The following is a 24,642-nucleotide window of genomic DNA, read 5'->3' as shown; positions in this document are numbered from 1 at the left end:
CCGAACAGCCGCGGGCTCGACTGCACGAGCTTTCAGCCACGCTGAACTCGCCGGGATTGGCGGAGCAAGTTATGTCGACGGTGTCCTTCGGACGCCCGTCGACGGGGGAGGGGTCGGGAACGGGGGCGTTCCCGACTGCCAGGGCCGGCTCGCTTCGCGATCTCTACGAGTTATGGCGGCTTGTTGTCGTGGGGGAGAGGCCGGGCGCGACCGGGCCTCTTCGAAGGGCCGGTTCGACGAAGACGGTCCCGGCGGGTGCGCGAACACCCGGCCGGGACCTGACCGGCCCCTGCGGCGACAGGAGACGGCTGTGCCTCACCCTTCCATTCCCCCGCCCGACCCTGAGGGTTCTTCACGAGCCCGCCGTGGCCGTCGTCGGCGGTCCCGCAGACGACGTGGCGTCCACTGGCTACCCGGCCGAACCCGACGTCGTGGGACATCGATGGCTTTTGTTGCGCTGGCGGTGTTGATCGTGTTGGTCGCGGCGGTAGGGGTGGGTGGTGTCGTGCTGCACGGCTGAGCACGAACCCTGCCTCCCTCGGAGCGACGAGGCCGTTGCTGCGTGCAAGCGGGTCGATGAGGCGGCGTCGGCGTTGATGATCGAGCTGCGCCGATCCCGGTGATCACCAAGGTGGTGCACGGCTGGCGTCCGGCCGGGCTGTTGGCCTACTTGATGGGACCGGGGATCGCGGGGGTGCACCGCAACTCGCGGGTGATCGCCTCATGGGACGGGCTGGACCCGGACGGTGAACCGGCACGGTTCGTCAAGCCGCTGCGGCCACCGGAGGCGGCGTGGACGTGCTCGGCGTCCTCCTGGCACGGTCACCGCTCCACTGGAACACGACCCGGCAGTCCCGGTTCGGCTGCCGTCGGCCGCAGCGGAGATGTAGGCGCCCGCGATGACGGTCGACGCCCCGACGTGAGCCGCGCCCTGGACCGCGTTGCTGCCGATGCCGCCGATACCACCTGCGTCTCCGCGGACTCGGACGGGCGTTCCACGTCGCGTGCCGAGGCGTTTCGACCCGGCGCTGCTACTGCGCGCCCGGGTGGATCTACGGGCCCGGGTGTCGGTGCGCCAGTGCTACTACTCGGTCCCGGCCCGCTTCGCCGGACGACGACTGACGGCGGCGTCGCCGTGGGCGCGTCGCGCGGTGTCCCGATACTGCTGGTGGGTGGCGGTGAACGTCCCGGACGCTTTGGCCTGGGCCGGCGCGGTAGCGCCGGGTAGCGCGCCGGGCTTGGTCTTGAGCACCTCGAGGTAGTGATCCAGCGACAGCACCTCGACATGGCGGCCGGCGGCGCGTTCGTGGCGGGCGACGACGGTGGCGCCGTAGCCGGTCCTGCTGAAGTTCTTCGCCTGGTCCGGTGCCCAGGTCGGCAGCAGCTCGGGCGGATCGGCGTTCCTCGGCGCGGCCTTGCGGTCGGGTAGCACCCCGATCCGGCGGTGGGTGACCGGCCGGAGCGATCTTGAACATCGCGAGCGCCTGCGGGTAGTTCCAGGGCGTGATCGCGCCGACGACGCCGACCGGCACCGCGTCCCACGACCGCTCACGCCGTCACTGGAGTGATCAGGTACTTGCCTCGGCCGGGGCGGGCGCGTCCGGATGCGAGGAGGCGAGCCGGACCGGTCAGGCGTGGATGCCCAACGCTCGGGCAGGTCCGTGGGGCGGGTTGGGCGACCCGACGAGCTACCGCCTGCTCAAGGGGCGCAACCGGGTCGAGTCCGACACGTCGAAGTGCCTGTCGTATTCGAGAGCTTCGTTCACTCGCAGAGGTTTCCGTATCGAATCCGCGAATCCTTGAAATCGTACCGAGTCGAGGCAATCCGCATCGCTGAGGGCTACGGCTCCCAGCCCGGGGCGTCAGCGGAGGATGCTCGACATCAGCGACTCCTCCATGGGTCCCGCAGGCCGTGCCACGAACGTTGTGCACCTCGTGGAGCTCGTCGAGCCGCTCGACCGGCGGATCATCGCCGAGCCGCGTCCCACTGACCGGGAGGACTGAGGTCTTCACCGACGGTGCTGTCTAGCGTTCGGCGACATTGCCGTTCCGGCGATCCGACACCGGCTCGCCCTCGGCCGACGGCCACCACAAATGCGCAGCCCAGCGACCTGGAGGCAATGATGACGACAGTCCAGCCCGGCACCGAGGACGAGGTCCGGGTGATCGAGGCGGTCGCTCCGCCCGTGCGGTTCGCCCGAGGCTGGCACTGCCTGGGGCTCATCGAGAGCTTCCGGGACGGCGAGCCGCACGCCGTCGAGGCCTTCGGCACCAAGCTCGTCGTCTTCGCCGACAGCTCGAACGAGCTGAACGTGCTCAACGCCTACTGCCCCCACATGGGTGGCGACCTGAGCCAGGGGACGATCAAGGGCGACCAGGTCGCGTGCCCCTTCCACGACTGGCGTTGGTCGGGTGACGGCCGCTGTGCCGACATCCCCTACGCTCGGCGGGTCCCGCCGCGGGCGCGGACCAAGGCCTGGACGACCCTCGAGCGCAACGGCCAGCTCTTCGTCTGGCACGACCCGCAGGGCAACCCGCCGCCGCCTGAGGTCACGATCCCCGAGATCGCCGACATCGGTACGGACGCGTGGACCGACTGGGTGTGGGACTCGGTTGAGATCGAGGGCTCACACTGCCGCGAGATCGTGGACAACGTCGTCGACATGGCGCACTTCTTCTACATCCACTTCGCCTTCCCGGTGTACTTCAAGAACGTGTTCGAAGGTCACATCGCCGCGCAGTCCTCGCGGTCGAAGCTGCGCCCGGATACAGACCTGAATCTGGGGCAGGGCGTCCCGGACGAGCCCGGTCGCTCCGAGTCGGCCTACTACGGCCCGTCCTACATGATCGACTACGAGTACAACCAGTCGCCCTACGGCGAGCTCGAGACCGCGCTGATCAACTGTCACTACCCGGTCTCGCCGACCTCCTTCGTCCTGCAGTGGGGCGTGGCGGTCCGCAAGCCCCAGGGGATGTCGGACGAGGACGCGGCCACGATCGCGGACGTGTACTCGAAGGGCATCGCCAAGGGCTTCCTCCAGGACGTCGCGATCTGGCGGAACAAGACGAAGATCGACAACCCGCTGCTCTGCGAGGAGGACGGGCCCGTCTACCAGCTCCGGCGCTGGTACGAGCAGTTCTACGTCGACGTCGAGGACGTCACCCCGGAGATGACTCAGCGCTTCGAGTTCGAGATCGACACCGCGCGAGCCAACGCCATCTGGAAGGAGGAGGTCGAGGCCAACATCGCCGCCGGGCGCGTCATCTCGACCGCTCCTCGGCATCCCCTGCGTGCGGCGACGGAGCAGACGGACGAGCCGTCCCGGGTGGGTCAGCCGAGCTGAGCCCGGCCCCGCGCGCCGACCACGACAACGAGACCAGGACCAGGAGAGCGACGTGCAACCACTCGCGTGCCGCAGCTGTGGGAACACCGTGCTGGTGGCGAAGAGCAGCTTGGCGCACACCTCCGTCCAATGGGCCGACTCCAGCCGCTGCGTCGAGTTCGCGCTGGCGGGGAGCCTCACCGAGCGGGCGGTCGTGAGTGGTTGCACAGCACTGCGGGCATCCATCGAGGACGCTGTGCGGGCGGGTCGCATCGAGGTGCCCGCGGAATGAGCGTCGCTGGTGCCGTCGACGGTTCGGCTGCGGCCGCGGGGCCCTCGGCCGGTGCGGTGGGGACGCCGGACGAGGTGGGGGTTCCGTCGTCCGTCGGGTACCGGCTCCGGGTCCACGAGGTCGTGACGGAGACCCACGACTCGCGCTCGGTCGTGCTGGACGTCCCGCCCGAGCTCGCCCCGCGCTTCCGCTATGCGCCGGGCCAGTTCCTGACCCTGCGCGTCCCCGGTGGCGCCGACGGGACCGCGAGCGCCCGGTGCTACTCGTTGGCGAGCGCTCCCGAGGTGGACGAGCGGCTCACCGTCACCGTGAAGCGTGTGACCGGTGGGTCCGTGTCGAACTGGATCTGCGACAACCTGGAACAGGGCCATGAGGTCGAGGTCCTCCCACCCGCCGGGCGGTTCACGCCCCGTTCACTCGACCGGGACCTGCTCCTGCTCGCCGGGGGCAGCGGCATCACCCCGGTGATGTCCATCGCCCGCTCGGTGCTCGAACGCGGTCAGGGGCGGGTGACGCTCCTGTACGCGAACCGGGACGAGCGCTCGGTGATCTTCGCCGACCGGCTCCGCGAGCTGAGCGCGCGTTTCGCCGACCGGCTCACCGTGGTCCACCTGCTGCAGAGTGTCGAGGGTCTGCCGACCGTCGAGCGGCTTCGCGGCCTCTGTGCGCCGCACGTCGAGAAGGACGGGGCCTTCATCTGCGGGCCGGCCGCGTTCATGGACACTGCGGCGCAGGCCCTGACCGGGGCCGGGATGGCCCGCGAGAAGATCGTCGTCGAGCGGTTCGTGTCCCTCGCCTCCGACCCGTTCGCGCCGCCGGCCGAGCCTGCCGCGGGGGAGGAGACGGGGCCGTCCACGGCGCTGACCGTCACCCTCGACGGGGTGCGGCAGACGATGGCGTGGCCGCGTGGGACCCCGCTGCTGGACCTGCTGCTCGCCGCCGGTCTGGAGGCGCCGTTCTCCTGCCGTGAGGGTGCGTGCAGCGCCTGCGCCTGTCGCGTCGAGTCCGGTGAGGTGTCGATGACCCGCAACGACGTGCTCGAGAAGGAGGACCTCGACGAGGGCTGGGTGCTGGGCTGCCAGGCATACCCGGTCACCGACGAGGTCGAGGTCAGCTACGACTGAGGGTGTCCGCGAGCACGCCCCGCCCACCGGGGCCGGAGTCCCGGCCCCGGTGGTGGTCATTTGACGAGGAACCCGGCGTCCACGGGTAGCGAGACACCGGTGACGTAGCGACCCTCGTCGGAGGCGACCCACGCGATCGCGGCGCTGACGTCCTGGGTCTCGACCCACGGCACGTCCATCAGGTTGATCATGCCCGCCACCGCTTCGGGCGTCTCGGCCGCGAACCTACGCACCGCCTCGTTGTCGATCATCGGGGTCGGGACGCCCGTCGGGTGGATGCTGTTCACCCGGATCGCGTGCGGGGCGAGCCGGTTCGCGTAGGCCTTCATCAACCCGGTGACGCCGTGCTTGGCGGCCACGTACGCCTCACCACCGACATTGCCCACGCTGCCCCGTCCCGACAGGCCCAGCACCGAGCTGATCAGCACGACGGCCCCGCCGCGACCCTGCTCGATCATGGTGGGCGCGGTGGCACGGAGGGTGTTCCACACTCCGACGAGGTTGACGTCGATCACCTCCCGGAACGTCTGCTCCGCGTCGGGGGTGGGCCCCGACGGGGCGATGCCCGCGTTCGCGATCACGACGTCGATGCCGCCGAGGTGGTCGACGGCCTCCGCGGCGGCGGCCTCCAGGGCCGCCAGGTCGCGGACGTCGGCGCGGACGGGGATCACCCGACGGTCGAGCTTCTCGATCTCGCCGACCGTCTCGTCGAGGTCCTCCGGGGTCGCCAGGTCATAGGTCGCGGACTCGATCTGAGCGCAGATGTCGATCGCGACGATGTCGGCGCCTTCGGCGGCCAGACGCAGCGCGTGGCTGCGTCCCTGGCCGCGAGCGGCACCGGTGATGAAGGCCGTACGGCCGGTGAATCGTCCCATGGGCACGACGCTGCCCGACGGCGCCGCCGGAGCGAAGGGCCATCCCGCTCAGTGGGCGGACGGCTCCGATGGCGGGCTCACACCAATCGGTCCGGGGAACGCCACGGCGAGCTGCCCGTGTGGGTCACTCGCCCACCGTGACGCGCACGCTGCCCAACCGGTCGAACTCGGCCACGAACTCGTCGCCCGGTGACATGGGCACCGCGGCGTGCAGGGCGCCGGTCATGATCAGGTGGCCCGGTTCGAGGCCGACGTCGCGGCGGCTCAGCTCGTTGGCGAGCCAGGCCACGACCGCGACGGGATCGCCCAGTGCGGCCGCCCCGGCGCCGGTGTCGACGAGCTCGCCGTTGCGCGTCAGGACCATGCCGACGAGTCGGGTGTCCGGAATCTCGGCGAAGGGCACGACGTCGTCGGCGAGGGCGACGGCCCCGTTCGACGCGAAGTCGGCGACCGTGTCGGCCAGCTTGATCCGCCAGTCCTCGATGCGGGAGTCCACGATCTCGAGCCCGGCGACGACGCCGGTGATCGCCGCCCGGGCCTGGTCGAGCGTGACCCCCGGGCCGCGCAGCGGCGCACCGAGCACGAACACCAGCTCGGCCTCGATCTTGGGCGCGATGAACCGCCCCAGCGGGACCGTGTCCTGGTTGCGGAACACCGTCGACGAGAGCACCGGCCCGTAGTCGGGTGAGTCGATGCCCAGCATGCGCTGCATCGCGAGGCTCGTCACCCCCACCTTGTGGCCGATGACGGTGTCGCCGTCCGCGAGCACGAGCTCCAGGAGCTCGCGCTGGATCGCGTAGCCGTCGTCGAGCCCCAGGGACGGGTCCTCGTCGGTGAAGGGGCTGATCGGCGTGCGGGACGCCCGGGCGCCGTAGAGGGCCAGCGCCCGCTTCCTGGCCAGGTCGGCGCTCATCGGACCTCGGCGAGCCGGATGGCGACGTCGATGATCATGTCCTCCTGCCCGCCGACGAGGCCCAGCTCGCCGCACCGGCGCAGAATCTCGTGGGTGGGGACCTTGTAGCGCTCGGCCGCCGTCTCGGCGTGGAGCAGGAAGGAGGAGTAGACCCCGGCCCACCCCTGGACGATCGCGTTGCGGTCCATCTTGGGCCAGCGCGTGAGGTACGGTCGGACGACGTCCTCGGCCGCGTCCAGAAGGGCCATGACGTCGAGGCCGGTCGAGACGCCGAGGCGGTCGAACACTGCGGCGAGCACCTCCGTGGGGGAGTTGCCGGAGCCGGCACCGAGGGCGCAGAGCGACCCGTCGATGTACCGGACACCCACCTCCTGCGCGATCACCGAGTTGGCCACGCCGAAACTCATGTTCTGGTGACCGTGGTAGCCGACCCAGGCCTCGTCGCCGACCTCGGCGAGCAGCGCCTCGAACCGTGCCCGTGCCTCGTGCATGAGCAGCGCGCCCGCGGAGTCGGTCACGTAGGGCGCCTGGCAGCCGGCGTCGACCATGATGCGGGCCTGTCTCGCGAGGTTCTCCGGTGGCGTGCGGTGCGCCATCATCAGGAAGCCCGCGGTCTCCATCCCCAGGTCGCGGGCCGCAGCGAAGTGCTGCGGGGAGACGTCCGCCTCGGTGCAGTGCGTGGCGACACGGACCATGTCGGCGCCATGGTCGCGGGCGCGCTTGAGGTCGTCGACCGTGCCGATCCCCGGCACCAGGAGCACGGCGATCTTGGCCTGTCGGGCCTCCTCGCGCGCGGCCGCGATGAGGGCCATCTCGTCGGTGTGGCTGAAGCCGTAGTTGAACGACGAGCCGCCGAGGCCGTCGCCGTGGGTCACCTCGATGACCCCGACGCCCGCGGCGTCGAGCGCGCGCACGGTGTCTCGCACCTGGGCCTCGGTGAACTGGTGGGCCATGGCGTGCGAACCGTCGCGCAGGGTGGTGTCGACGACGCGGACGTCGTGGGCCAGGGATGGGCGGGTCATGCTCGGGCTCCGATCTCGGCCTGCGCCATGAGCTCGCCCACCCGGGCGGCCGCGGCGGTCATGATGTCGAGGTTGCCCGCGTAGGGCGGCAGGTAGTCGCCGCGGCCCTTGACCTCGAGGAACACCGCCACCCGGGCGTGTCCGCCCCAGGAGGCGCGGGGCTCGTCGAACTGCGGCTCGGCGCGGAGCGTGTAGCCGGGCACGTACTGCTGGACCTCGACGACCATGTCGTGCACCGACGTCGAGATCGCCGCTCGGTCCGCGTCCGCGTCGATCATGCAGAAGACCGTGTCCCGCATGATCATCGGCGGCTCGATCGGGTTGAGGATGATGATGGCCTTGCCCCGGGTCGCCCCGCCGACCTCCGCCACGGCTCCCGAGGTGGTCTGGGTGAACTCGTCGATGTTCGCCCGGGTCCCCGGGCCCGCGCCGCGCGACGCGACCGACGCGACGATTTCGGCATACGGCACCGGGGTGACCCGCGAGACCGCGTGCACCATCGGGATCGTGGCCTGACCCCCGCAGGTGATCATCGATACGTTGGGAGCGGCGATGTGCTCGTGCAGGTTGACCGGGGGGCAGACCATCGGGCCCACGTGCGCGGGAGTCAGGTCGACGGCCTGGATGCCTGCCTCGGCGTAGCGCGGAGCGTTGGCCCGGTGAGCCTTGGCCGAGGTCGCCTCGAACACGATGCGCGGCAGGACGTCATGGCGCAGCAGCCAGTCGACGCCCTCGGCACTGGACTCGATGCCCTGGGCGCGAGCGCGGGCGAGACCGTCGGACTCCACCACACCGACCATGTACCGGACGTCGATCACATCGCTGTGGCGCAGCTTCGCGAGCAGGTCGGTACCGATGTTGCCCGGCCCGACGATCGCCGCTGTCACCTTCTCCTGTGGCATTCCGTGAATCTGGCAGTCGGTCGCTCCTTCGGAAACAACCCGTCCGGTGAGCGGGAGTGACGAGCGCGACGCAGCCACCGGCGAGGAGGATTCGGCTACCCTCGAACAAGCGATTGGTCGGGTACCGCAGGGCGGAGCCGTGCGCGGAACGGATGGAGCTGGTCAGATGGCCGACGACGTGGGGGCGATCCCGGCTTGCGGGGCGAACTGAGATGGACCTTCGCTTCGACGACGCCGACGAGGCCTTCCGCAGCGAGGTGGCGGCGTGGTTCGCGGCCAACCTGACCGGCGAGTTCGCCGAGCTGGTCGGCGCAGGCGGGCCCGGCCGCGAGCACGAGCACCTCGAGGCCCGCAAAGGGTGGGAACGCAGGCTCGGTCGCGATGGCTGGATCGGCCTGGGCTGGCCGGAGTCGGACGGCGGCCGGGGTCTGTCCTGGGAACGTCAGGTGATCTTCTACGAGGAGTACGCCCGCGCGGGCGCCCCCGGCCGGGTCGGGCACATCGGGGAGCAGCTCCTCGGGCCGACCCTGCTGATGTTCGGGACCGCCGAGCAGCGTCGGCGGTTCCTGCCGGGGATCCTCGACGGCACCAGCCTGTGGTGCCAGGGCTACTCGGAGCCCGGTGCCGGGTCCGACCTCGCCGCGGTGTCGACGAGGGCCGCGCTTCGGGACGGCGAGTGGCACATCGACGGGCAGAAGGTGTGGACCTCGCTCGCCACCGAGGCCGACTGGTGTTTCGTCCTCGCCCGGACCGAGCCGGAGTCCACGCGACACCGCGGGCTGTCCTACCTCCTGGTGCCGATGGACCAGCCGGGCATCGAGGTCCGGCCGATCATCCAGCTCACCGGCACCTCCGAGTTCAACGAGGTGTTCTTGGACGACGCTCGGGCCGCCGAGGCGGACGTCGTGGGGGAGCCCGGGCAGGGCTGGAAGGTCGCCATGGGCACCCTCGCGCTCGAGCGCGGGGTGTCGACCTTCGGCCAGCAGATGGGCTTCGCCCGGGAGTTCGACGACGTTCTGGCCACGGCCAGGGCCAACGGCGCGGCGGAGGACCCGGTGGTCGCCGACCGCCTGCTGGACTCCTGGATGGAGCTGCAGGTCCTGCGACATTCGGCGGTCATGACGCTCGGCGCCCCGGCGGGAACCACCCCTGGCAGCGAGGCGAACGTGGCCAAGCTGATGTGGGCGCAGTGGCACCGGAACCTCGGCGAGCTCGCGATCGACGTGGCAGGCGCCGCGGGCGCGGTCGCGGCCGGCTTCGGCGACGGCGAGCTCACGGCCGCCCAGCGGCTCTACCTGTTCACCCGGGCCGACACCATCTACGGCGGCTCGAACGAGGTGCAACGCACCGTGATCGCGCAGCGGATGCTGGGCCTTCCCCGCGGGAGTGTGTGACGAGTGGACGTGACCTTCTCCACCGAGCAGCGGGACCTGCAGCAGGTTCTCCGGGACGTGCTGGCCAGGGAGGACGACGCGCAGCTGTGGAAGCGCCTGACGGCCGAGCTGGGCCTCGCGGGCATCTCCGTGCCCGAGGAGGTCGGCGGCGCCGGCGGGTCGACGATCGAGCTGGGCATCGTCGTCGGTGAGCTGGGTCGGGTGCTCGCGCCGGTCCCCTTCCTGCAGACGATGGTGGCGGGGACGGTCCTCGCGCGGTCGGCGGCGGGACGCGACACCGGGCTGCTGCCCGATCTCGCCGACGGCAGGCTGGTCGGCGGCCTCGCGAGCCCGGGCACGACCCCACCGGTCGCGGCCCGGACGGACGAGGGCCTCCGCATCGACGGTGTGCTCGACCATGTCGTCGACGGGCCCCGGCTCGATGTCGTGCTCACTCCGGTGACGGTCGACGGGACAGCGGTCCTGGCGGCGGTCCGCCGGGACGCCGACCGGGCCGAGACGACGACACTGCCCACATTGGACCAGTCCCGCCCGCTGGCGCGGATCGCGCTGCACGGTGCGCAGGCGACCGAGGTGGGTGATGCCGCCGACGTGGCCCGTGCACACGACCTTCTCCTCGCGGCGGTCGCAGTCGAGAGCGCCGCCGCCGCTCGCTCCTGCCTCGACATGACGGTGGAGCATCTGAAGGTCCGGGTGCAGTTCGGCGCCCCGATCGGGTCGTTTCAGGCCCTCCAGCACCGGTGCGCCGACCTCGCGGTCCTCGTCGAGGCCGCCACGTCCACGGCGTGGTACGCCCTGTGGGCGGTGGGGTCGGACGACGAGCCCCGAGGGGGGTCGGTCACCGCACCACTGGCGAAGGTGTACGCGGCCCAGGCCTTCCGCCGGGTCGCTGGGGAGATGATCCAACTGCACGGCGGGATCGGCTTCACCTGGGAGCACCCCGCCCACCGCTACTTCAAGCGGGCCACGTCGACCGGACTGCTCTTCGGAGGTCGGTCCTGGGCGCGTGGGCTGGTCTCGGAACGAGCTGGGCTCGGCTTGTGGGCGACGGGGCCGAGGGACCGTTCCTCGGACCGAGCGTCCTCCCGATGACCGGGAGGACGCTCGGTGGCGGGATGCCGGCGCTCTACGGTCATCAGACGTTCGACCGAGTCCGGAGCTCCACGATGTCCGTCCGCAGCCTCAACCACGCCGTCCTGTTCGTCTCAGAGGTCCAGCGAAGCGTCGACTTCTACGTCGACGTCGTCGGCTTCGACCTCCTGCCCGGGGGCTTTCCCGGCGTGGCCTTCCTCCGAGGCAAGGCGTCGCCCAACGACCACGACCTGGGGCTGTTCACGGCGACGTCGCCGCGTCCAGCAGACGGCGCGGTGGGGTTGTACCACCTGGCCTGGGAGGTCGCGACCCTCGGCGACCTCGCCGCCGCCAGGGATCGACTGCACGCAGCCGGTGCACTGACCGGGGCTGCGAATCACGCCGCGACCAAGGCCCTCTATGCGCGAGACCCCGACGGCAACGAGTTCGAGATGACCTGGCTCGTGCCGGACGAGCTCCTGAGCGCCGAGATGGTGCCGGGCACCCCGCCGACCCGGCCTCTGGACCTCGCGGCCGAGATCGAGCGCTACGGGGCGGCGACCCCGGGCGGACCACGCCGGGACCGCGAGCTGATCGCCCGGGTGGCGGCCGCGATGGCGGGCCGGAACTGACCGACGTGACGTCCGCGGGTTGCGCGGGCGCCACGTCGGTCGACCGGACGCCGTCCGGTGACGCCGGTCAGGCGAGCCACCGGTTGAGCGTCTCGACGACGCACGCGGGCTTGTCGACGCCCTCGACCTCGGCGGTCACTCGAATGGTGGCCTGCACGCCGCCACGCACGTCCTCGCAGCCGAGGATCTCGCCCCTCCCGCGAATCCGGCTGCCGACCCGGACCGGCGAGGGGAAGCGGACCTTGTCGGAGCCGTAGTTCACACCCATGCTCACGCTCTGCACCGTGAGCAGCTGCGGGAGGAAGAAGTTGCACAGCGACAGGGTCAGGTAGCCGTGCGCGATGGTGCCGCCGAAGGCGGAGTCCCGCGCCCTCTCGGGGTCGACGTGGATCCACTGATGGTCGCCGGTGACCTCGGCGAAGGCGTCGACGCGGCCCTGGTCGATGCGGAGCCAGGCGGTCGGTCCCAGCGGGGCGCCGACCGCCTGCCGCAGGCCGTCGAGGCCGTCGACGACGAGGGGTGCGGCGGGCTCCTCCAGCGGGGCGTGGTCGGTGTCGGCCGACGTCATCGGGGGCTCCTTCTCGGGTGGGCGGGTTCGCAGAGGCGTCAGATGACGCCGTCCTCGCGGAACCGGTCGATCTGGGGTGGTGTTTCCGAGGATCTCGCCGAGGACGTACTCGTCGTCCTCCCCGCAGCACGGGGCGCCACGGTCCACGGCTCCGCCGATGTGGGCGGGCGACTCGCTGAGCCTACCCGCCACCTCAGCCACGGGCCAGGTCCCGATCCTGGTCCCGGTGACCTCGGCAGCTCGGCGAGACGGGGGTCGGTCGGGCAGCGGTCCTCGGCGGTCTGACACACCCCGGCGGCCACGCCCGCGGCCTGCAACCGGTGCATGAGGTCGTACCGGTCGTGGCGCGAGGTCCACGCCGAGACCACGCCGTCGAGCTCCTCCTGGTGCTCGATGCGGTCGGCGAGGCGCGGGTCTCGCCGCCACTCCTCGTTGCAGGCGACGGCGGTGAGCGCCCGGCAGTCCGTCTCGGTGAAGCAGGCGATCGCCAGCCACCGGTCGGTGCCTGAGCACCGGTCGATGCCGTGCGGCGCCGCGACCTTGTACGGCGACCGGTTGCCGGTGCGCTCTGAGCTTGGTCTTTAACCTCGGGGTGCCGGTGTCGTCGAGTTGAGGCAGCTCGTGCGGCGTGTCGACCGGGCATGGGCGCGGCCACCGCTTGATCCTCTTCGGGTTCCTCTCACAGAGCTCGAAGACGAAGGCGGTGGCCGCGATGATGAGTGTGACCGATGAGTCGAGCACCGGCGCGGGTGACACCCGGGTCCGCCCGGGTGATCTGGGCCGGTTCCGGTGGGAGTTCTGCCGGTCGGCCACGGCGCGGGAGGATGCACTGTTCGAGCTGTGTGACGCCGTCCTGTGCGCGGACGGCCCGGTCCGGTCCCTGCCCGAGCTGACCTTGGTGGGCGAGCACCGCCGGGGGCACGGCGCGATGTACGACGCTCTCGCGTGCGGTCGGGTCGAGCCGCAGCGGCTGCGCCGGGCCCTGGCCGGGCTGGCGCTGCCGCGGGCCGCCGACGGGCGGATCGTGCTCGCCGTCGACGTCAGCCCGTGGCTGCGTTCGGATGCCCCGACCAGTGCGGATCGGCTGTTCTGTCATGTCTACGGTCGCGGGAAGGGCAACGCCCAGATGATCCCGGGCTGGCCGTACTCGTTCGTCGCCGCCCTCGAACCCGGCCGCACCTCGTGGACGGCGATGCTGGATGTGGTCCGGCTCGGCCCCGCCGACGATGAGACCGCGGTGACCGCCGCCCAGCTGCGTGAGGTCGTCGACCGGCCGACCGCTGCCGGGCAGTGGCGGGCAGGGGATCTGCCGATCCTGATCGTCGCCGACGCCGGCTACGACATCACCCGCCTCGCCCACGTGCTGGCGGATCTGCCGGTGGAACTGCTCGGCCGGCTGCGCTCGGACCGGGTGCTACGCGGCCCCGCACCCTGCGCGTCACCCGAGCGACGGGGCGTCCGCCGCGGCACCGCCCGGACTTCGCCTTGTCCAGGCCCGACACCTGGTGGGCTCCGACGCACACCACCCACACCGACACCACCCGCTACGGCCGGGCCGTGGCCACCGGCTGGGACGGGCTCTACCCCCGCCTGGCCCACCGAGGCGTCTGCGCCGATCACGTCGGCGAGTTGTCGGTCATCTCCGGTACCCTGATCCGGCTGCAGGTCGAACGGCTGCCCGGGGATCACGCCCCGAAACCGGTGTGGCTGTGGTCCTCGGGCGTCGGCGCCACCGCCGCGGATGTGGACCGGTGGTGGCAGGCGTTCCTGCGCCGCTTCGACCTCGAACATACGTTCCGGTTGTTCAAACAGACCCTGGGCTGGACCGTGCCGAAGATCCGCACACCCGACGCGGCGGACCGCTGGACCTGGCTGATCGTCGCCGCGTACACCCAGCTACGGCTGGCCCGGCCCCTCGCCGCCGACCTGCGACGGCCATGGGAGAGACCTGCCGACCCGGGCCGGTTGACCCCGGCCCGGGTCCGCCGCGGGTTTCGCCACCTCCGCGCGAACACTCGTTCAGCAGCTCGGCGGAGTTGCGCAGCTCGTCCTCGTAGCCACGGCGGCTGTAGCGCAGCACGCCGCGGTGCCAGGCCGAGCGCGAGAGCTGGGTGCGCAGGTCGGCGTCCTCCGGCGCCGAGGCGAGCGCGGTGCGGCGCTCGGGAGAGCTCCTCGGACTTCGCGATCTGCTCGTCGACTGCGGCGAGCTCGCCCTTCACCTGCTGGATGTGCTGTTCGAGGGCCTGCAGGACGAGATGGGCGTTGTCCGCTCGCCGTCCGAGCCAGAGCCGGAGGATCACGGTGTTCGTCATGAGCGGTTCCGTCTCCGACCGCTCCGCCCACTCGGCGAGGGCTCGCGAACCGGCCTCGGTGATGGCGTACTTGAGAGTGCAATTGACCCGGCCCTGCTGGAGCTCGACGGCGAAGGCGATGCTCCGGGAGGCACCGCGCGGTCGGAGTGTCGTTCGGCAGCGCCCCCTCGGTCTCGGCGGCACGTTCGGACTGGCGGGCGCCGGGATCATCGCCGAGGTCGGGGGGCTGAAGGCGCTGTTCCTCGTGCCGGCCCCCGTTGCGGTGGTGGCCCCGATGGCCGACCACCCGATGACCGACGTCGAGCGTGTGGGGGCGATCGCCCCGGCGGGACGGCTACACGCCGTACCCGCCGTCCACGTCCAGCTTCTGGCCCGAGATGAAGCCCGCACGGTCGGAGGCGAGGAACACGACCGCCTCGGCGATGTCGGTGGCTCTGCCGAACCGACGTAGCGGAATGTTGCCGCGGGTCACGGCCAGCGCCCGCTCGTCGAGCTCGCCGGTGCTGATGAGGCGGTCCGCCATCCCGTCCGTCAGCATGCCCGGACCGACGCTGTTGAGGCGTACGCCGAAGCGGCCCTCCTCGGCCGCGAATGCCCGCACCAGCGACTCGACCGCCGCCTTGGGACCCGCCGAGAGCCCGTCTCGGACCGGGTAGCGCGAGGTCGCCGCGGTGGTGACCGCGACGACTGAGCCCGCCGTGCGGCGCAGCTCGGGCAGAGCGGCGGTCACCAGGGTGAAGAACGCGGTCACCTCGCCGTCCACCGCCGACCGGAACTGCGCGGGCGGCACCGTCGACAGGTGCACCATGGGGATGTGCGGCCCGGCGGCGTGGACCACCGTATGGACACCGCCGAACGTCTCCGCGACGCCGCCGAGGTACTCGGCCGTGGCCTCGGCGTCGATGAGGTCGACCGCCGCGGCCTCCGCCCTGACCCCGCTCGAGCGGAGCTCCCCGGCCAGCTCGTGCGCCTCCTCGGTGCGGCTGCGGTAGGTGAAGGCGACGTCGACGCCCAGCTCGGCGAACTGGCGGCAGATGGCGGCACCGATTCCGCCGGTGCCGCCGGTGACGACGACGGCACCAGGCTTCCAGGTCGCTTCCGGCATGAAGGCCTCCGTAGGCTGTGAGGAGTAGGGAAGACGACTATATCAAGCGCTTGCTTGATCATCTGGGTGTGAAGCAGGGCAGTTCGGCGAGGGCATGGAGCTGCTCGACGCAGTGAGCCGCGGACTCGTGACGCAGTCGCGGAGCCACCACAGTGGCCCCCGCCTCGGCGAGCTCGGCGACAGCAGACTCGACCTCCTCGGGGTGGCCGCCGGGATCGAAGACGTCCACCGTCGCGACGAAGACCTCGAAGTCCGGGGCGACGGGGGTGGTGAGCGAGACTTCTCCTGAGCACGTCCGGTGTCACCCGACGTGGTCGCTGCAGGTCAGGTACTCGAAGTCGAGTCGGTCGGCGGCCACTGCGAACCCGGCGATCTCGGCGATGCCTGCCGTCTTCTCCCAGTCCCGGGACGCGCTGGGGATGTGGACGACGACGGGCGCGCTCAGGCCGAGTCTCACTCGCAGCTCCTTTTCGTTCAGGGCGGACCGTCGAGACAAGGTGACCAGGCTGCGCCTGCGTCCTCCAGCTCGAATCCACTCACCGGGAACGCGGCATCGTCGGCCTTCAGTCTCGCTCACTGGTACGCACCCCTCGAGGGCGGCGGACCGGTGGTGAGATGGCTCGGCCGCCGCGGACGTGGAGGGGATCGGCGCCGTCCTCGCCCGGCACCCGGACCTTCCCCATCCCTTCGCGGATATGAACGAGCTGCTCGGAAGCCTCGTGGACGCCTTCGGCTCCTCCCGGCTGCTCTGGGCGAGCGACGTCACGCGCTTCCAGGCAACATCGGGTGGGACGTGCATGCGAGACGGCACTACCCCGGGAAGGACACCTACGAGGAGTCCCTGGCGTTCGTCCGCGACAACCCCACCCTCAGGGAGGCGGCGAAGCGAGACCTGTTGGCCGGGACGGTGGCGCGGTCTGGTCGAGGCCAGGACGGACCCGGACCCGGTCGTCCTGAAGCAGGACGCCGACCTCGATCGGCGGATGAGGTCGCACCTGCAGACCGCGGTCCACAGGTCCTCGAGCTGCCGGATGGGCCCGAACGGCGACGAGGCCGCGGTCGTCGACCAGTACTGCCGGGTCCGCGGGGTGGAGGGACTGAGGGTCGTCGACACGTCGGTGATGCCGCACGTGACCAGCCGAGGCCCGGCCGCCACGGCGGTGATGATCGGGGAGCGAGTGGCTGCGTTCTTCCAGGACGCCGGCCGCGGGCAGTGCATCCCGGTCGTCGGGGCGCGTCGTCGAGGACTCCCCCTGGTGGGTGGCGCAGGTCACTGCTAGCGTGCGAACTGTAATTGATTTCAGTCTTCATTCATGGAGGAGTGGGGCATGAGCTCTGTACTGCAGTTCGGTGGTGCGGCCGCGGTATCGGCCGCGGAGCCGCCGTCATCCATGATCGAGCGCGTCACGCTCATCCTGGACCTGTTCGTCGAACGACCGGGCCAGCGGTTCATGCTGGAAGAGGTGTCGAGGCGCACCGGACTCCCGCGGTCCTCGGCACACAGGATCCTCGAACAGATGGTGCAGCTGCGATGGGCCTGCCGATCGGCGGCCGGCTATGGCCTCGGATCCCGGGTGCCGGGGATGGGGGACGTCGCCGGCGCGACCGCACTCCGCGCAGCGGCGGCGCCGCACCTTCACGAGCTGGCATTCGCCACCGGGATGGTCGCGCACCTCGCAGTGCTCGACGGTCCCGATGTCGTCTACCTCGACAGGGTCGGAGGGAGGTCGACCGCGGACGTCCCGTCGAGAGTGGGCGGACGCGCACTGGCGCACTGCACGGCGCTGGGCAAGGCGATGCTGGCCTGGCTGAGTCCTGACCAGGTCGAGGCGACGATCGGGGGGCGGCTCGACACGCCGACCCGGCAGAGCATCGGCGACCCGCAGAACCTGCATCGCGAGCTTCATCGAATCCGCGTGCGCAAGGGCGTGACGTTCGAACGTGGCGAATGCTTCCCGCACATCGGGTGCGTCTCTGTCGGCATCCGCGGATCGAATGGTTCGATGGCTGCCATGTCCCTCGTGGGAGAAGTGGATTCGTCTCTCGAGCGGGTGGCGCCCCCATTGGTCGCGGCCGCTCGGGCGGTGTCCCATGAACTGTTCGGGCCTATGATCGGTCGGTGGGGCGACCTGGCGCACGTGGAGTCTGAGCGGAGGCGGACGTGGCAAGGATGCCGACGGTTCTGAGGGCTCCGGCCGAGCCTGTCGGCCCGGTGCAGTCGAAGCGGCGACAGAGAGTGCTCTCCGTCGCAGCCGAGCTGGGGGAGCGGGACGGCTTCGACCGGGTCCAGATGATGGACATCGCCAAGGGGGCAGGCGTCGCCATCGGCACCCTCTATCGCTACTTTCCTTCGAAGTCGCAGCTGTACTCGATCGTCCTCTACGAAGAGCTTCACCGGTTTGCAGCGAGCTGGGTGTCGCCGCCGGGCCCGGACGCGGTCGGCGAGGTCGGCGAGCACCTCGTCCTCCTCACGCGGCGCCTTGCGACACGTCCGCGTCTGGCCGCCGCCATGATCCAGTGCGCGACGGCGGGCTACGTGACGGCGAGCCTCTCAGAGGTCGCCATGCAGCAGCTGCCGCTGAGACAGAGCATCCTCAGGGCCATCAACGCACACGACCCCACCGAAGAGGAATGCAACCGGGTCAAGCTTCTCCAGTACGCCTGGTGGGGTGTGTTCGTGTCGATCATCGACGGGAAGACCACGCCCGCCGAGGGCGAGGGGGAGATCCGGCTGGCAGCCCGTCTGCTGCTGGCGAACTGTGCCTGAGGCGAGAGCTTCTCGGCGGAGCCACCCTTCGACTGGTGAAGGCGCTGCGCTGTCCCCGGCCGCTGGCCGTCCTGGTCAGTGGGATCGGCGGTGCCACACGGTGGCCCACCGGCCTAGCGTCCGCTCCCACACGCGTGGTGGGGCGCCGGTGGCCTCGGAAACGGAGCGCTCCGGCGGTCCGGCGGGGCGGGACGGTGGCCGAGATCGAAGGAGCGGGATGGTCAGGGGAACGAGACGGGCGCCGAAGACCGCGGCAGCGGCCGGGCGGGCGAGCTGAAGGCGGTGGCCTCGGTCGCGCTGCCACGGGATCCCGGGTGGGCCCTGAACCCACCGGTGCGATCCTGGACCGGGTGCTCGCCGATCTCGACCCCGCGGGCGGCGTGCCGGCGCGGTCGGACGACCTCACACGAGTAGACGGACGGAGCTGACATGACCGACGACAACGGCTGGGCGAATGACCACGTCGCGATCCAGAGCCTTCTCGGCCGGATCGCCCACCTCGCCGACACCGGCGACCTGGCGGACTATCGCGATTGCTTCATCGACGACGCCGAGTGGTGGCCGCCGCGACAGCCGACGGTGGACATCTCCGAGGAGCCCATCAGGGGGTCGGCCGCCCTGGTGGCGGGCGCACAGCAGCGCCGCGACAAGGGCATCCAGGGGCCGGGGACGAACACCCGACACGTGGTCTCGACCTTCGACATCGAACCCGACGGCCCGGACAGGGCCCGCAGCCGGGCCTACTGGCGGTACTACGTCGAGACCGACTCCACGCCCCGGCTGCACTCCATCGGTCGGTACGACGACGAGCTCGTGCGCACTGCGGACGGGTGGCGGATGCGGATCCGCAAGGTGTCACGCGGCTAGGGGTGACCGCGCGGAGCACAGACCAGGCCCCCGAGCGGCCCGACACCGTAGGAGCGTGTGCTCGGGCGGCCGAACCGGCCTGACCGAGCACCCTCATGAACGTCTGGGCCGGTGGCGGATCGATTCCCCTCTCGGTGAGGGCGGTCGTGTGGTAGGTCGGACCCGTGACGTGGATCGCGTGCTGCAGCCCGACATGGACGTCTCGCCAGAAGCGCTGGACCGGGTCGTCGAGCCTGAGCGAGTTCCCACCGGACCGGGCGAAGATCCGGTCGGCCGCCTCGACCACCGATAACGGCGACCGACTCTGTCGACAGCTTGCCGCGGGGCCGAGCGGCCCGCCCCGCTATCCCGTGCGCACCGGCTCGCCCTGCCGCCGGACCAGCTCGAGACGGGGCTCGCCCGCCCGGACGACGTCCGCGACGGCCGTCATGTCGCGCGCGGCCCTACGGGCGGCGTCCACCACCAGTGGCGCGACCCGCTCGAGGGGGGCCTTCACCCCGCCGACGAGCGACAGCGCCCCGATGGGCCCCTCCGGACCCGGGATGCCGACGGCCACGCAGCCGATGTGGGGGAAACACTCGCCGCGCTCGAACGTGAGGCCCTTCCGCAGCCGGATCCGACCGAGTTCATGGTGCAGCGACCCCGGATCGGCCATGGTGTGCCGGGTGGGGGCGTCGAGCCGCCCCGCCAACCGGGCGTCGACCTGCTCCGGAGGCAGCAGGGCGAGCATCGCCTTGCCGAGTGCCGTGCAGTGGGCAGGCGCGCGTCCGCCGACACGCGAGGGGACGTCGGCGGCGTGTCGGCCGCCGACCTTGTCGAGATAGACGATCTCGGCCCAGTCCAGCACCGCGAGGTGGGTGACCATCCCGGTCAGCATGGCCAGTTCGTGGAGGATCGGGGCGGCGGCCGAACGCAGGGCGCCGGTGGTGCCCACCCGGACGTCGAGCCCGCGAACCCGGGTGCCGAGCCCGTAGCCGGACGGATACCGGTTCACCCATTGCAGGTTCGACATCTGCTCGAGGACGCGATGCGTCGACGATCGGGGCAGGCCCGTCCGCCTCGAGACCTCCTCGAGCGAGAAGCGTTGGGCGGGGTTGTCCGCGAAGAGATCCATGATCAGCGTGATACGGCCGATCATGGAGGTCGGCGGGCAGGGAGCCGGCGCCGGACCCGGCCTGGTGGCGCTGTAGTGCTCGACTGATGTCATGCCCTCACTCCTCCATGAATGAAGACTGAAACTGCTTCTAGTTCGCAGCGTAACAGTCGACTGTGACGCATGTCGCTATCTCTGACCGCCCCGAGGTCATCGCCAGCGACCTTACCAAGCGCTTGTTTCAGCAGCAATGGATGCGCCGGTCGTCGGCGGTGATCCCCGACGGGTGCAGTGGTCCCCGCGCGGCGTGTGGCGACCGGGTGTCTCGCTGAGCAGGATCGGGCTGGCCCCGTCGCTGAGGAGGGTTGACCATGGTGGTGCACTCGAACGACCGCAGACCAAACGCTTGCTTGATTGTGTACGGTCGCCTTCCGAGAGAGTGCGGAAGGAGCACGGGCATGGCCAACAAGCTCATGACCGAGGCCGATGTCGTCGCGCGGCTGAGGTCGGGGATGACGATCGGGATCGGCGGCTGGGGTTCGAGACGGAAGCCCATGTCGCTGGTGCGGGAGATCCTGCGCTCGGACCTGCAGGACCTGACCGTCGTGAGCTACGGGGGCCCGGACGTCGGCCTGCTGCTCGCCGCGGGGAAGGTCCGACACCTCGTCTACGGTTTCGTCTCCCTCGACTCGATCCCGCTCGAGCCACACTTCCGGGCGGCTCGCGAACGGGGTCAGACGCGGTTCACCGAGTACGACGAGGGCATGGTGCAGTGGGGGCTGCGTGCAGCGGCGAATCGCCTGCCCTTCCTGCCGACGAGGGCCGGTCTCGCGTCGGACGTCTTCCGCTCGAACCCGGACCTGCGGACCGTCCGTTCGCCCTACGGTGACGAGGAGCTGGTGGCGATGCCCGCTCTGGAGCTCGACGCCGCCCTGGTCCACATGAACCGCGCGGACACCGCGGGCAACGCCCAGTACCTGGGGATCGACCCCTACTTCGACGACCTGTTCTGTCAGGCCGCCGAACGCGCGTACGTCTCGGCCGAGCAGATCGTCCCCACGGCCGAGCTCCTGGCGGGTGGCCCGCCCCAGACCCTGCTCCTCCAGCGCTGGCACACCCATGGCGTGGTCCACGCCCCGAACGGCGCGCACTTCACGTCGTGTGAGCCGGACTACGCGCGGGACGAGGCCTTCCAGACCGCCTACGCGCAGGCCGCGCGTGACCCGGAGACGTGGCGGGCCTTCGTCGACGACTACCTGGCGGGCGACGAGCAGCACTATCAGCGGAGTGTGGAGGCGATGGCATGACCGAGACCGTCACGGCGTCGGCGTCGGCGTCGGCGTCGGCGTCGGCGTCCCTCGGCTCGGCCACATTGGCCGAGGTCTGTGCGGTGGCGTGTGCGCGGGCGTGGGAGGGCGACGGCGAGATCCTCGCGAGCCCGATCACCCTGATCCCCTCGATCGGGGCCCGGCTCGCCCGAGCCACCACCGACCCGGACCTGCTGCTCTCGGACGGCGAGGCGAGCCTGGCCGAGGGGGTGTGGGCCGTCGGGGACGCCCCGCCCGGAATCGAGGGCTGGCTGCCCTATCGGGCCGTGTTCGACATCTGTTGGGCGGGCCGCAGGCACGTGATGATGGGACCCGTGCAGCTGGACCGTTTCGGTAGCGCCAACCTGTCCGCCATCGGCGACTTCGATCGGCCGAAGCGGGCCCTGCTCGGCATGCGCGGGGCGCCGGGCAACACGGTCAACCACGCCACGAGCTACTGGGTCGGGCGGCACAGCCCCCGGGTGCTCGTCGAGCAGGTCGACGTGGTCTGCGGCATCGGCTACGACCGGGCGTCGGCGGCAGGCCGGACGGCCGCGGAGTTCCTCGACCTGCGGCGCGTCGTAAGCAACATGGCGGTGCTGGACTTCAACGGGCCGGACCGGGCGATGCGCCTGGTCACCACGCACCCGGGAGTGAGCATCGAGCAGGTCGTCGAGGCCACGGGCTTCGAGCTCGCCATGGCGGACGAGGTCGGCGTGACGCCGGCGCCCACGGCCGAGGAGCTCCGGCTCATCCGTGAGGTCATCGACCCCGCCGGACTGCGCGAACGCGAGGTCAAGGCGCCGTGATCTCCTCGCTGGGCACTCGTGTCACCGAGCTGACCGGGGTGCGCTACCCGATCGTCCAGACCGGCATGGGCTGGGTCTCGGGTCCCGAGCTCACCGCTGCGACGGCCGAGGCAGGTGGGCTGGGCATCCTCGCCAGCGGCACGCTCAGTCGCGAGGAGATGGTCGCCGGCATCCGCGCGATCCGGGAGCGCACCGACAAGCCGTTCGGGGTGAACCTCGTCGGTACCGCACCGGACGTCGAGGACCGTGCCAGGGAGCTGATCAAGGCTGAGGTCCCTGTGGCCTCCTTCGCTCTCGCGCCCGCGCAGTCGGTGTTCGGCCTGCTCAAGGACGCGGGGATCGTCGTGATCCCGTCCATCGGGGCGCGGCGGCACGCGGAGAAGGTCGCGGCGTGGGGAGCCGACGCGGTGCTCGTGCAGGGCGGCGAGGGCGGTGGGCACACCGGCGCCGTCCCGACGACCCTGTTGCTGCCGCAGATCGTGGACGCCGTGGACATCCCGGTGATCGCGGCGGGCGGGTTCTTCGACGGCCGCGGGCTCGTCGCCGCGCTCGCCTACGGGGCGGATGCCATCGCCATGGGCACCCGCTTCCTGCTCACCTCCGACAGCACGGTCCCGGACCGCGTGAAACAGGCCTACCTCGCCGCGGGGGTGGACGGCACCGTGGTCACGACCCTGATCGACGGCGTCCCGCAGCGGGTGCTGCGGACCCGGCTGGTCGAGCGGCTCACCGCGGAGGGCCGCGGCCCGCGTGCGCTCGCCCGGTCGGTGGGCAGCGCCGTCGCGCTGAAGAAGGAGGTCGGGTCCTCCTGGGCGGAGATCGTCAGGCAGGGTCTGGCGATGCGCCGCCAGCGCGACCTGACCTGGGGGCAGCTGCTGATGGCGGCGAACACCCCGATGATGATCCGGACCGGGATGGTGGACGGGAACGTTGAGCTCGGGAGCCTCGCAACCGGCCAGGTCGTCGGGCTGATCGACGAGCTGCCCTCGTGCGCCGAGCTGGTCGAGAGCATCGTCGCCGACGCGCAGAAGATCCTGTCGAGACTGGGAGAGCTGGCATGAGCATCGTCGTTCCCACCCCGCCCGCCGGGCACGGGCTGCTCACCGGCCGGACCGTTCTGGTCACCGCCGCGGCAGGCACCGGCATCGGGTCCGCCACGGCTCGCCGCTGTCTCGAGGAGGGCGCGCGCGTCGCGATCAGCGACCGGCACGAGCGCAGAGTCGCCGAGACCGCCGAGGCCCTCGCCGACGTCACGGGGGAGAAGCCCGTCACCGTCGTGTGCGACGTGACGGACGAAGACCAGGTCCAGCAGATGGTCGCCGCGACGGTCGAGGCCTTCGGCCGGCTGGACGTGCTGGTCAACAACGCGGGGCTCGGCGGGTCGGTCAACATTCTGGAGATGACGGACGCCCAGTGGTCGTCGGTGCTCGACGTGACGCTCAACGGCACCTTCCGCTGCACGAGGGCCGCGCTGCGCGTGATGGCCGAGCAGGGCTCCGGCGTCATCGTCAACAACGCCTCGGTGATCGGCTGGCGGGCGCAGAAGGAGCAGGCGCACTACGCTGCGGCGAAGGCCGGCGTCATGGCGCTGACCCGGTGCTCCGCGCTCGACGTCGCCCACCTGGGCATCCGGGTCAACGCCGTGTCACCCAGCATCGCCGCCCACCCGTTCCTGGCCAAGGTCACGAGCGACGAGCTGCTGGACGAGCTGGCGGGTCGCGAGGCGTTCGGTCGGGCGGCGGAGCCCTGGGAGATCGCGAACGTGATCGCCTTCCTGGCGAGCGACTACTCGAGCTACATGACCGGCGAGGTCGTCTCGGTCTCCAGCCAGCACGCCTGACCGGCGGCAGGCCCGGCCCGGACCGGTGGGTCCGGGCCGGGCCTGCCGCTCAGGTGACCCGGATCTCGTCGTCCCCGAGGTAGACCCGCAGGGACGTGATCCTGCTCCGCTCGTCGACGACGAACGTGTCGATGGGCTCGACGTCGATGGCCCGCCCGTCGGGCAGCTTCATCGCCACGCGGAAGTTCGCCGCCGCCTCGTTGTCGACCACCCGCAACGCCAGCATCTCGCTGTGGGTGTCACGGGCCGCAACGTCGGAGTAGTGGGCCAGGATCGCCTGGTGGCCGACTTTGGGCTCGGTCCCGATCGGGTCCTCGACGACGGCGTCGTCGGCGAACAGCGAGGCGAGCTCTTCACCGGTCCCCGACTGGAGGAGATCCACGTAGCGGAGGACCAGGGTGCGGATCTCGTCGGTGCTGGGCATGT

Annotated in this window: 26 protein-coding genes and 3 pseudogenes; 17 read left to right on the top strand and 12 right to left on the bottom strand. The window is 71.0% G+C overall.

Annotated features, from left to right (window positions below):
* Nucleotides 1–950: 950 nt before the first annotated feature.
* Nucleotides 951–1,070: pseudogene (locus ABD993_RS36705) on the top strand (hypothetical protein); the annotation flags it as partial.
* Nucleotides 1,071–1,084: 14 nt separating this feature from the next.
* On the opposite strand, the gene ABD993_RS12520 reads toward ABD993_RS36705, so the two are convergent.
* Complete coding sequence (locus ABD993_RS12520) at nucleotides 1,085–1,432, bottom strand: hypothetical protein (protein WP_345416331.1); 348 nt, start codon at nucleotides 1,430–1,432, stop codon at nucleotides 1,085–1,087.
* Nucleotides 1,433–2,123: 691 nt separating this feature from the next.
* Between ABD993_RS12520 and ABD993_RS12510 the strand changes: the two genes are divergently transcribed.
* Genes ABD993_RS12510 through ABD993_RS12500 form a run of 3 tightly spaced genes read left to right on the top strand, consistent with a single transcriptional unit; the run spans nucleotide 2,124 to nucleotide 4,739 of the window.
* Nucleotides 2,124–3,344 (top strand): 3-ketosteroid-9-alpha-monooxygenase, oxygenase component, encoded by a 1,221-nt coding sequence (locus ABD993_RS12510; protein ID WP_345416324.1) that lies wholly within the window; start codon nucleotides 2,124–2,126, stop codon nucleotides 3,342–3,344.
* Nucleotides 3,345–3,396: 52 nt separating this feature from the next.
* Nucleotides 3,397–3,615: a hypothetical protein gene (locus ABD993_RS12505; protein WP_345416321.1), complete on the top strand. Its 219-nt coding sequence runs from the start codon at nucleotides 3,397–3,399 to the stop codon at nucleotides 3,613–3,615.
* Complete coding sequence (locus ABD993_RS12500) at nucleotides 3,612–4,739, top strand: 2Fe-2S iron-sulfur cluster-binding protein (protein ID WP_345416319.1); 1,128 nt, start codon at nucleotides 3,612–3,614, stop codon at nucleotides 4,737–4,739. Before ABD993_RS12505 ends, ABD993_RS12500 begins: the two co-directional genes overlap by 4 nt.
* 56 nt (nucleotides 4,740–4,795) lie before the next feature.
* Here ABD993_RS12500 and ABD993_RS12495 read toward each other — a convergent pair whose 3' ends face one another.
* The 4 genes from ABD993_RS12495 to ABD993_RS12480 all read right to left on the bottom strand — a co-directional run bounded on the left by ABD993_RS12495 (nucleotide 4,796) and on the right by ABD993_RS12480 (nucleotide 8,451).
* Entirely contained in the window at nucleotides 4,796–5,614 is an 819-nt protein-coding gene (locus ABD993_RS12495) for a mycofactocin-coupled SDR family oxidoreductase (RefSeq protein WP_345416317.1), read from the bottom strand.
* 124 nt (nucleotides 5,615–5,738) lie between these two features.
* Nucleotides 5,739–6,527 carry a 2-keto-4-pentenoate hydratase gene (locus ABD993_RS12490; protein WP_345416315.1) on the bottom strand — a complete coding sequence of 263 codons (789 nt, stop codon included), beginning with the start codon at nucleotides 6,525–6,527 and terminating at the stop codon, nucleotides 5,739–5,741.
* Nucleotides 6,524–7,549, bottom strand: coding sequence for a 4-hydroxy-2-oxovalerate aldolase (gene dmpG / locus ABD993_RS12485; protein ID WP_345416312.1), 1,026 nt, complete (start codon nucleotides 7,547–7,549; stop codon nucleotides 6,524–6,526). Before dmpG ends, ABD993_RS12490 begins: the two co-directional genes overlap by 4 nt.
* Entirely contained in the window at nucleotides 7,546–8,451 is a 906-nt protein-coding gene (locus tag ABD993_RS12480; protein WP_345416309.1) for an acetaldehyde dehydrogenase (acetylating), read from the bottom strand. The genes dmpG and ABD993_RS12480 overlap by 4 nt, the downstream gene beginning before the upstream one ends.
* Nucleotides 8,452–8,663: 212 nt before the next feature.
* On the opposite strand from ABD993_RS12480, the gene ABD993_RS12475 reads away from it, so the two are divergent.
* The 3 genes from ABD993_RS12475 to ABD993_RS12465 all read left to right on the top strand — a co-directional run bounded on the left by ABD993_RS12475 (nucleotide 8,664) and on the right by ABD993_RS12465 (nucleotide 11,548).
* Nucleotides 8,664–9,845: an acyl-CoA dehydrogenase family protein gene (locus ABD993_RS12475; RefSeq protein ID WP_345416306.1), complete on the top strand. Its 1,182-nt coding sequence runs from the start codon at nucleotides 8,664–8,666 to the stop codon at nucleotides 9,843–9,845.
* Nucleotides 9,846–9,854: 9 nt separating this feature from the next.
* Nucleotides 9,855–10,937 (top strand): acyl-CoA dehydrogenase family protein, encoded by a 1,083-nt coding sequence (locus tag ABD993_RS12470; RefSeq protein ID WP_345416303.1) that lies wholly within the window; start codon nucleotides 9,855–9,857, stop codon nucleotides 10,935–10,937.
* Between the two features lie 74 nt (nucleotides 10,938–11,011).
* The gene (locus ABD993_RS12465; protein ID WP_345416300.1) at nucleotides 11,012–11,548 is read left to right on the top strand and encodes a VOC family protein; all 537 of its coding nucleotides are present in this window, start codon (nucleotides 11,012–11,014) and stop codon (nucleotides 11,546–11,548) included.
* Between the two features lie 67 nt (nucleotides 11,549–11,615).
* Here the strand turns inward: ABD993_RS12465 and ABD993_RS12460 are convergent, their stop codons facing one another.
* Both ABD993_RS12460 and ABD993_RS36700 read right to left on the bottom strand, forming a co-directional pair.
* Nucleotides 11,616–12,116 carry a MaoC family dehydratase gene (locus tag ABD993_RS12460; protein WP_345416298.1) on the bottom strand — a complete coding sequence of 167 codons (501 nt, stop codon included), beginning with the start codon at nucleotides 12,114–12,116 and terminating at the stop codon, nucleotides 11,616–11,618.
* A gap of 38 nt (nucleotides 12,117–12,154) precedes the next feature.
* A pseudogene (locus ABD993_RS36700) lies at nucleotides 12,155–12,676 on the bottom strand (CoA transferase); the annotation flags it as partial.
* Between the two features lie 155 nt (nucleotides 12,677–12,831).
* Here ABD993_RS36700 and ABD993_RS12455 point away from each other — a divergent pair.
* Nucleotides 12,832–13,770, top strand: coding sequence for a transposase (locus ABD993_RS12455; RefSeq protein ID WP_345416297.1), 939 nt, complete (start codon nucleotides 12,832–12,834; stop codon nucleotides 13,768–13,770).
* 992 nt (nucleotides 13,771–14,762) lie between these two features.
* On the opposite strand, the gene ABD993_RS12450 is transcribed toward ABD993_RS12455, so the two are convergent.
* On the bottom strand, nucleotides 14,763–15,533 hold the full coding sequence (locus ABD993_RS12450) for an SDR family NAD(P)-dependent oxidoreductase (protein WP_345416294.1): 771 nt from the start codon (nucleotides 15,531–15,533) through the stop codon (nucleotides 14,763–14,765).
* 94 nt (nucleotides 15,534–15,627) lie between these two features.
* Here ABD993_RS12450 and ABD993_RS12445 point away from each other — a divergent pair, with 94 nt between their 5' ends.
* Nucleotides 15,628–15,822: a hypothetical protein gene (locus ABD993_RS12445; RefSeq protein WP_345416291.1), complete on the top strand. Its 195-nt coding sequence runs from the start codon at nucleotides 15,628–15,630 to the stop codon at nucleotides 15,820–15,822.
* Nucleotides 15,823–15,834: 12 nt separating this feature from the next.
* Here the strand turns inward: ABD993_RS12445 and ABD993_RS12440 are convergent, their stop codons facing one another.
* The gene (locus ABD993_RS12440) at nucleotides 15,835–15,990 is read right to left on the bottom strand and encodes a hypothetical protein (protein WP_345416288.1); all 156 of its coding nucleotides are present in this window, start codon (nucleotides 15,988–15,990) and stop codon (nucleotides 15,835–15,837) included.
* A 238-nt stretch (nucleotides 15,991–16,228) separates the two neighbouring features.
* Here ABD993_RS12440 and ABD993_RS12435 point away from each other — a divergent pair, with 238 nt between their 5' ends.
* The 4 genes from ABD993_RS12435 to ABD993_RS12420 all read left to right on the top strand — a co-directional run bounded on the left by ABD993_RS12435 (nucleotide 16,229) and on the right by ABD993_RS12420 (nucleotide 19,167).
* The gene (locus ABD993_RS12435) at nucleotides 16,229–16,813 is read left to right on the top strand and encodes a GMC oxidoreductase (protein WP_345416285.1); all 585 of its coding nucleotides are present in this window, start codon (nucleotides 16,229–16,231) and stop codon (nucleotides 16,811–16,813) included.
* Nucleotides 16,814–16,861: 48 nt separating this feature from the next.
* Entirely contained in the window at nucleotides 16,862–17,719 is an 858-nt protein-coding gene (locus ABD993_RS12430; protein ID WP_345416282.1) for an IclR family transcriptional regulator, read from the top strand.
* The gene (locus ABD993_RS12425; protein WP_345416279.1) at nucleotides 17,704–18,300 is read left to right on the top strand and encodes a TetR/AcrR family transcriptional regulator; all 597 of its coding nucleotides are present in this window, start codon (nucleotides 17,704–17,706) and stop codon (nucleotides 18,298–18,300) included. The genes ABD993_RS12430 and ABD993_RS12425 overlap by 16 nt, the downstream gene beginning before the upstream one ends.
* A gap of 429 nt (nucleotides 18,301–18,729) precedes the next feature.
* The gene (locus ABD993_RS12420; RefSeq protein WP_345416276.1) at nucleotides 18,730–19,167 is read left to right on the top strand and encodes a nuclear transport factor 2 family protein; all 438 of its coding nucleotides are present in this window, start codon (nucleotides 18,730–18,732) and stop codon (nucleotides 19,165–19,167) included.
* 181 nt (nucleotides 19,168–19,348) lie between these two features.
* Here ABD993_RS12420 and ABD993_RS12415 read toward each other — a convergent pair.
* Together ABD993_RS12415 and ABD993_RS12410 are read right to left on the bottom strand one after the other, a co-directional pair.
* Nucleotides 19,349–19,453: pseudogene (locus ABD993_RS12415) on the bottom strand (hypothetical protein); the annotation flags it as partial.
* A gap of 57 nt (nucleotides 19,454–19,510) precedes the next feature.
* Complete coding sequence (locus tag ABD993_RS12410) at nucleotides 19,511–20,374, bottom strand: IclR family transcriptional regulator (RefSeq protein ID WP_345416273.1); 864 nt, start codon at nucleotides 20,372–20,374, stop codon at nucleotides 19,511–19,513.
* Between the two features lie 344 nt (nucleotides 20,375–20,718).
* On the opposite strand from ABD993_RS12410, the gene ABD993_RS12405 reads away from it, so the two are divergent.
* From ABD993_RS12405 to ABD993_RS12390, 4 genes are read left to right on the top strand one after another with little or no spacing between them, the layout of a single operon-like run.
* Nucleotides 20,719–21,567, top strand: coding sequence for a CoA transferase subunit A (locus ABD993_RS12405; protein ID WP_345416270.1), 849 nt, complete (start codon nucleotides 20,719–20,721; stop codon nucleotides 21,565–21,567).
* Nucleotides 21,564–22,376 (top strand): CoA-transferase subunit beta, encoded by an 813-nt coding sequence (locus ABD993_RS12400; RefSeq protein ID WP_345416267.1) that lies wholly within the window; start codon nucleotides 21,564–21,566, stop codon nucleotides 22,374–22,376. The genes ABD993_RS12405 and ABD993_RS12400 overlap by 4 nt, the downstream gene beginning before the upstream one ends.
* Nucleotides 22,377–22,384: 8 nt before the next feature.
* The gene (locus tag ABD993_RS12395) at nucleotides 22,385–23,437 is read left to right on the top strand and encodes an NAD(P)H-dependent flavin oxidoreductase (RefSeq protein WP_345416329.1); all 1,053 of its coding nucleotides are present in this window, start codon (nucleotides 22,385–22,387) and stop codon (nucleotides 23,435–23,437) included.
* Complete coding sequence (locus tag ABD993_RS12390) at nucleotides 23,434–24,216, top strand: SDR family oxidoreductase (protein WP_345416264.1); 783 nt, start codon at nucleotides 23,434–23,436, stop codon at nucleotides 24,214–24,216. The genes ABD993_RS12395 and ABD993_RS12390 overlap by 4 nt, the downstream gene beginning before the upstream one ends.
* A 49-nt stretch (nucleotides 24,217–24,265) precedes the next feature.
* Here ABD993_RS12390 and ABD993_RS12385 read toward each other — a convergent pair whose 3' ends face one another.
* The gene (locus ABD993_RS12385) at nucleotides 24,266–24,640 is read right to left on the bottom strand and encodes a nuclear transport factor 2 family protein (RefSeq protein ID WP_345416261.1); all 375 of its coding nucleotides are present in this window, start codon (nucleotides 24,638–24,640) and stop codon (nucleotides 24,266–24,268) included.
* Nucleotides 24,641–24,642: the final 2 nt, after the last annotated feature.

This window comes from Pseudonocardia xishanensis (assembly GCF_039541715.1).
Classification (GTDB): domain Bacteria; phylum Actinomycetota; class Actinomycetes; order Mycobacteriales; family Pseudonocardiaceae; genus Pseudonocardia; species Pseudonocardia xishanensis.
The sequence above is the reverse complement of the archived record's forward strand: the minus strand, read 5'-3'. Positions and strand labels throughout refer to the sequence as shown.

Bases quoted from the DNA above. Each gene is read 5' to 3' on its own strand.
- ABD993_RS12510 (WP_345416324.1), top strand. From the start codon at position 2,124: ATGACGACAGTCCAGCCCGGCACCGAGGACGAGGTCCGGGTGATCGAG.
- ABD993_RS12500 (WP_345416319.1), top strand. From the start codon at position 3,612: ATGAGCGTCGCTGGTGCCGTCGACGGTTCGGCTGCGGCCGCGGGGCCC.
- ABD993_RS12495 (WP_345416317.1), bottom strand. From the start codon at position 5,614: ATGGGACGATTCACCGGCCGTACGGCCTTCATCACCGGTGCCGCTCGC.
- ABD993_RS12490 (WP_345416315.1), bottom strand. From the start codon at position 6,527: ATGAGCGCCGACCTGGCCAGGAAGCGGGCGCTGGCCCTCTACGGCGCC.
- dmpG (WP_345416312.1), bottom strand. From the start codon at position 7,549: ATGACCCGCCCATCCCTGGCCCACGACGTCCGCGTCGTCGACACCACC.
- ABD993_RS12480 (WP_345416309.1), bottom strand. From the start codon at position 8,451: ATGCCACAGGAGAAGGTGACAGCGGCGATCGTCGGGCCGGGCAACATC.
- ABD993_RS12475 (WP_345416306.1), top strand. From the start codon at position 8,664: ATGGACCTTCGCTTCGACGACGCCGACGAGGCCTTCCGCAGCGAGGTG.
- ABD993_RS12465 (WP_345416300.1), top strand. From the start codon at position 11,012: ATGTCCGTCCGCAGCCTCAACCACGCCGTCCTGTTCGTCTCAGAGGTC.
- ABD993_RS12460 (WP_345416298.1), bottom strand. From the start codon at position 12,116: ATGACGTCGGCCGACACCGACCACGCCCCGCTGGAGGAGCCCGCCGCA.
- ABD993_RS12455 (WP_345416297.1), top strand. From the start codon at position 12,832: ATGAGTGTGACCGATGAGTCGAGCACCGGCGCGGGTGACACCCGGGTC.
- ABD993_RS12450 (WP_345416294.1), bottom strand. From the start codon at position 15,533: ATGCCGGAAGCGACCTGGAAGCCTGGTGCCGTCGTCGTCACCGGCGGC.
- ABD993_RS12445 (WP_345416291.1), top strand. From the start codon at position 15,628: ATGGAGCTGCTCGACGCAGTGAGCCGCGGACTCGTGACGCAGTCGCGG.
- ABD993_RS12435 (WP_345416285.1), top strand. From the start codon at position 16,229: ATGAACGAGCTGCTCGGAAGCCTCGTGGACGCCTTCGGCTCCTCCCGG.
- ABD993_RS12430 (WP_345416282.1), top strand. From the start codon at position 16,862: ATGAGCTCTGTACTGCAGTTCGGTGGTGCGGCCGCGGTATCGGCCGCG.
- ABD993_RS12425 (WP_345416279.1), top strand. From the start codon at position 17,704: ATGCCGACGGTTCTGAGGGCTCCGGCCGAGCCTGTCGGCCCGGTGCAG.
- ABD993_RS12420 (WP_345416276.1), top strand. From the start codon at position 18,730: ATGACCGACGACAACGGCTGGGCGAATGACCACGTCGCGATCCAGAGC.
- ABD993_RS12410 (WP_345416273.1), bottom strand. From the start codon at position 20,374: ATGACATCAGTCGAGCACTACAGCGCCACCAGGCCGGGTCCGGCGCCG.
- ABD993_RS12405 (WP_345416270.1), top strand. From the start codon at position 20,719: ATGGCCAACAAGCTCATGACCGAGGCCGATGTCGTCGCGCGGCTGAGG.
- ABD993_RS12400 (WP_345416267.1), top strand. From the start codon at position 21,564: ATGACCGAGACCGTCACGGCGTCGGCGTCGGCGTCGGCGTCGGCGTCG.
- ABD993_RS12390 (WP_345416264.1), top strand. From the start codon at position 23,434: ATGAGCATCGTCGTTCCCACCCCGCCCGCCGGGCACGGGCTGCTCACC.
- ABD993_RS12385 (WP_345416261.1), bottom strand. From the start codon at position 24,640: ATGCCCAGCACCGACGAGATCCGCACCCTGGTCCTCCGCTACGTGGAT.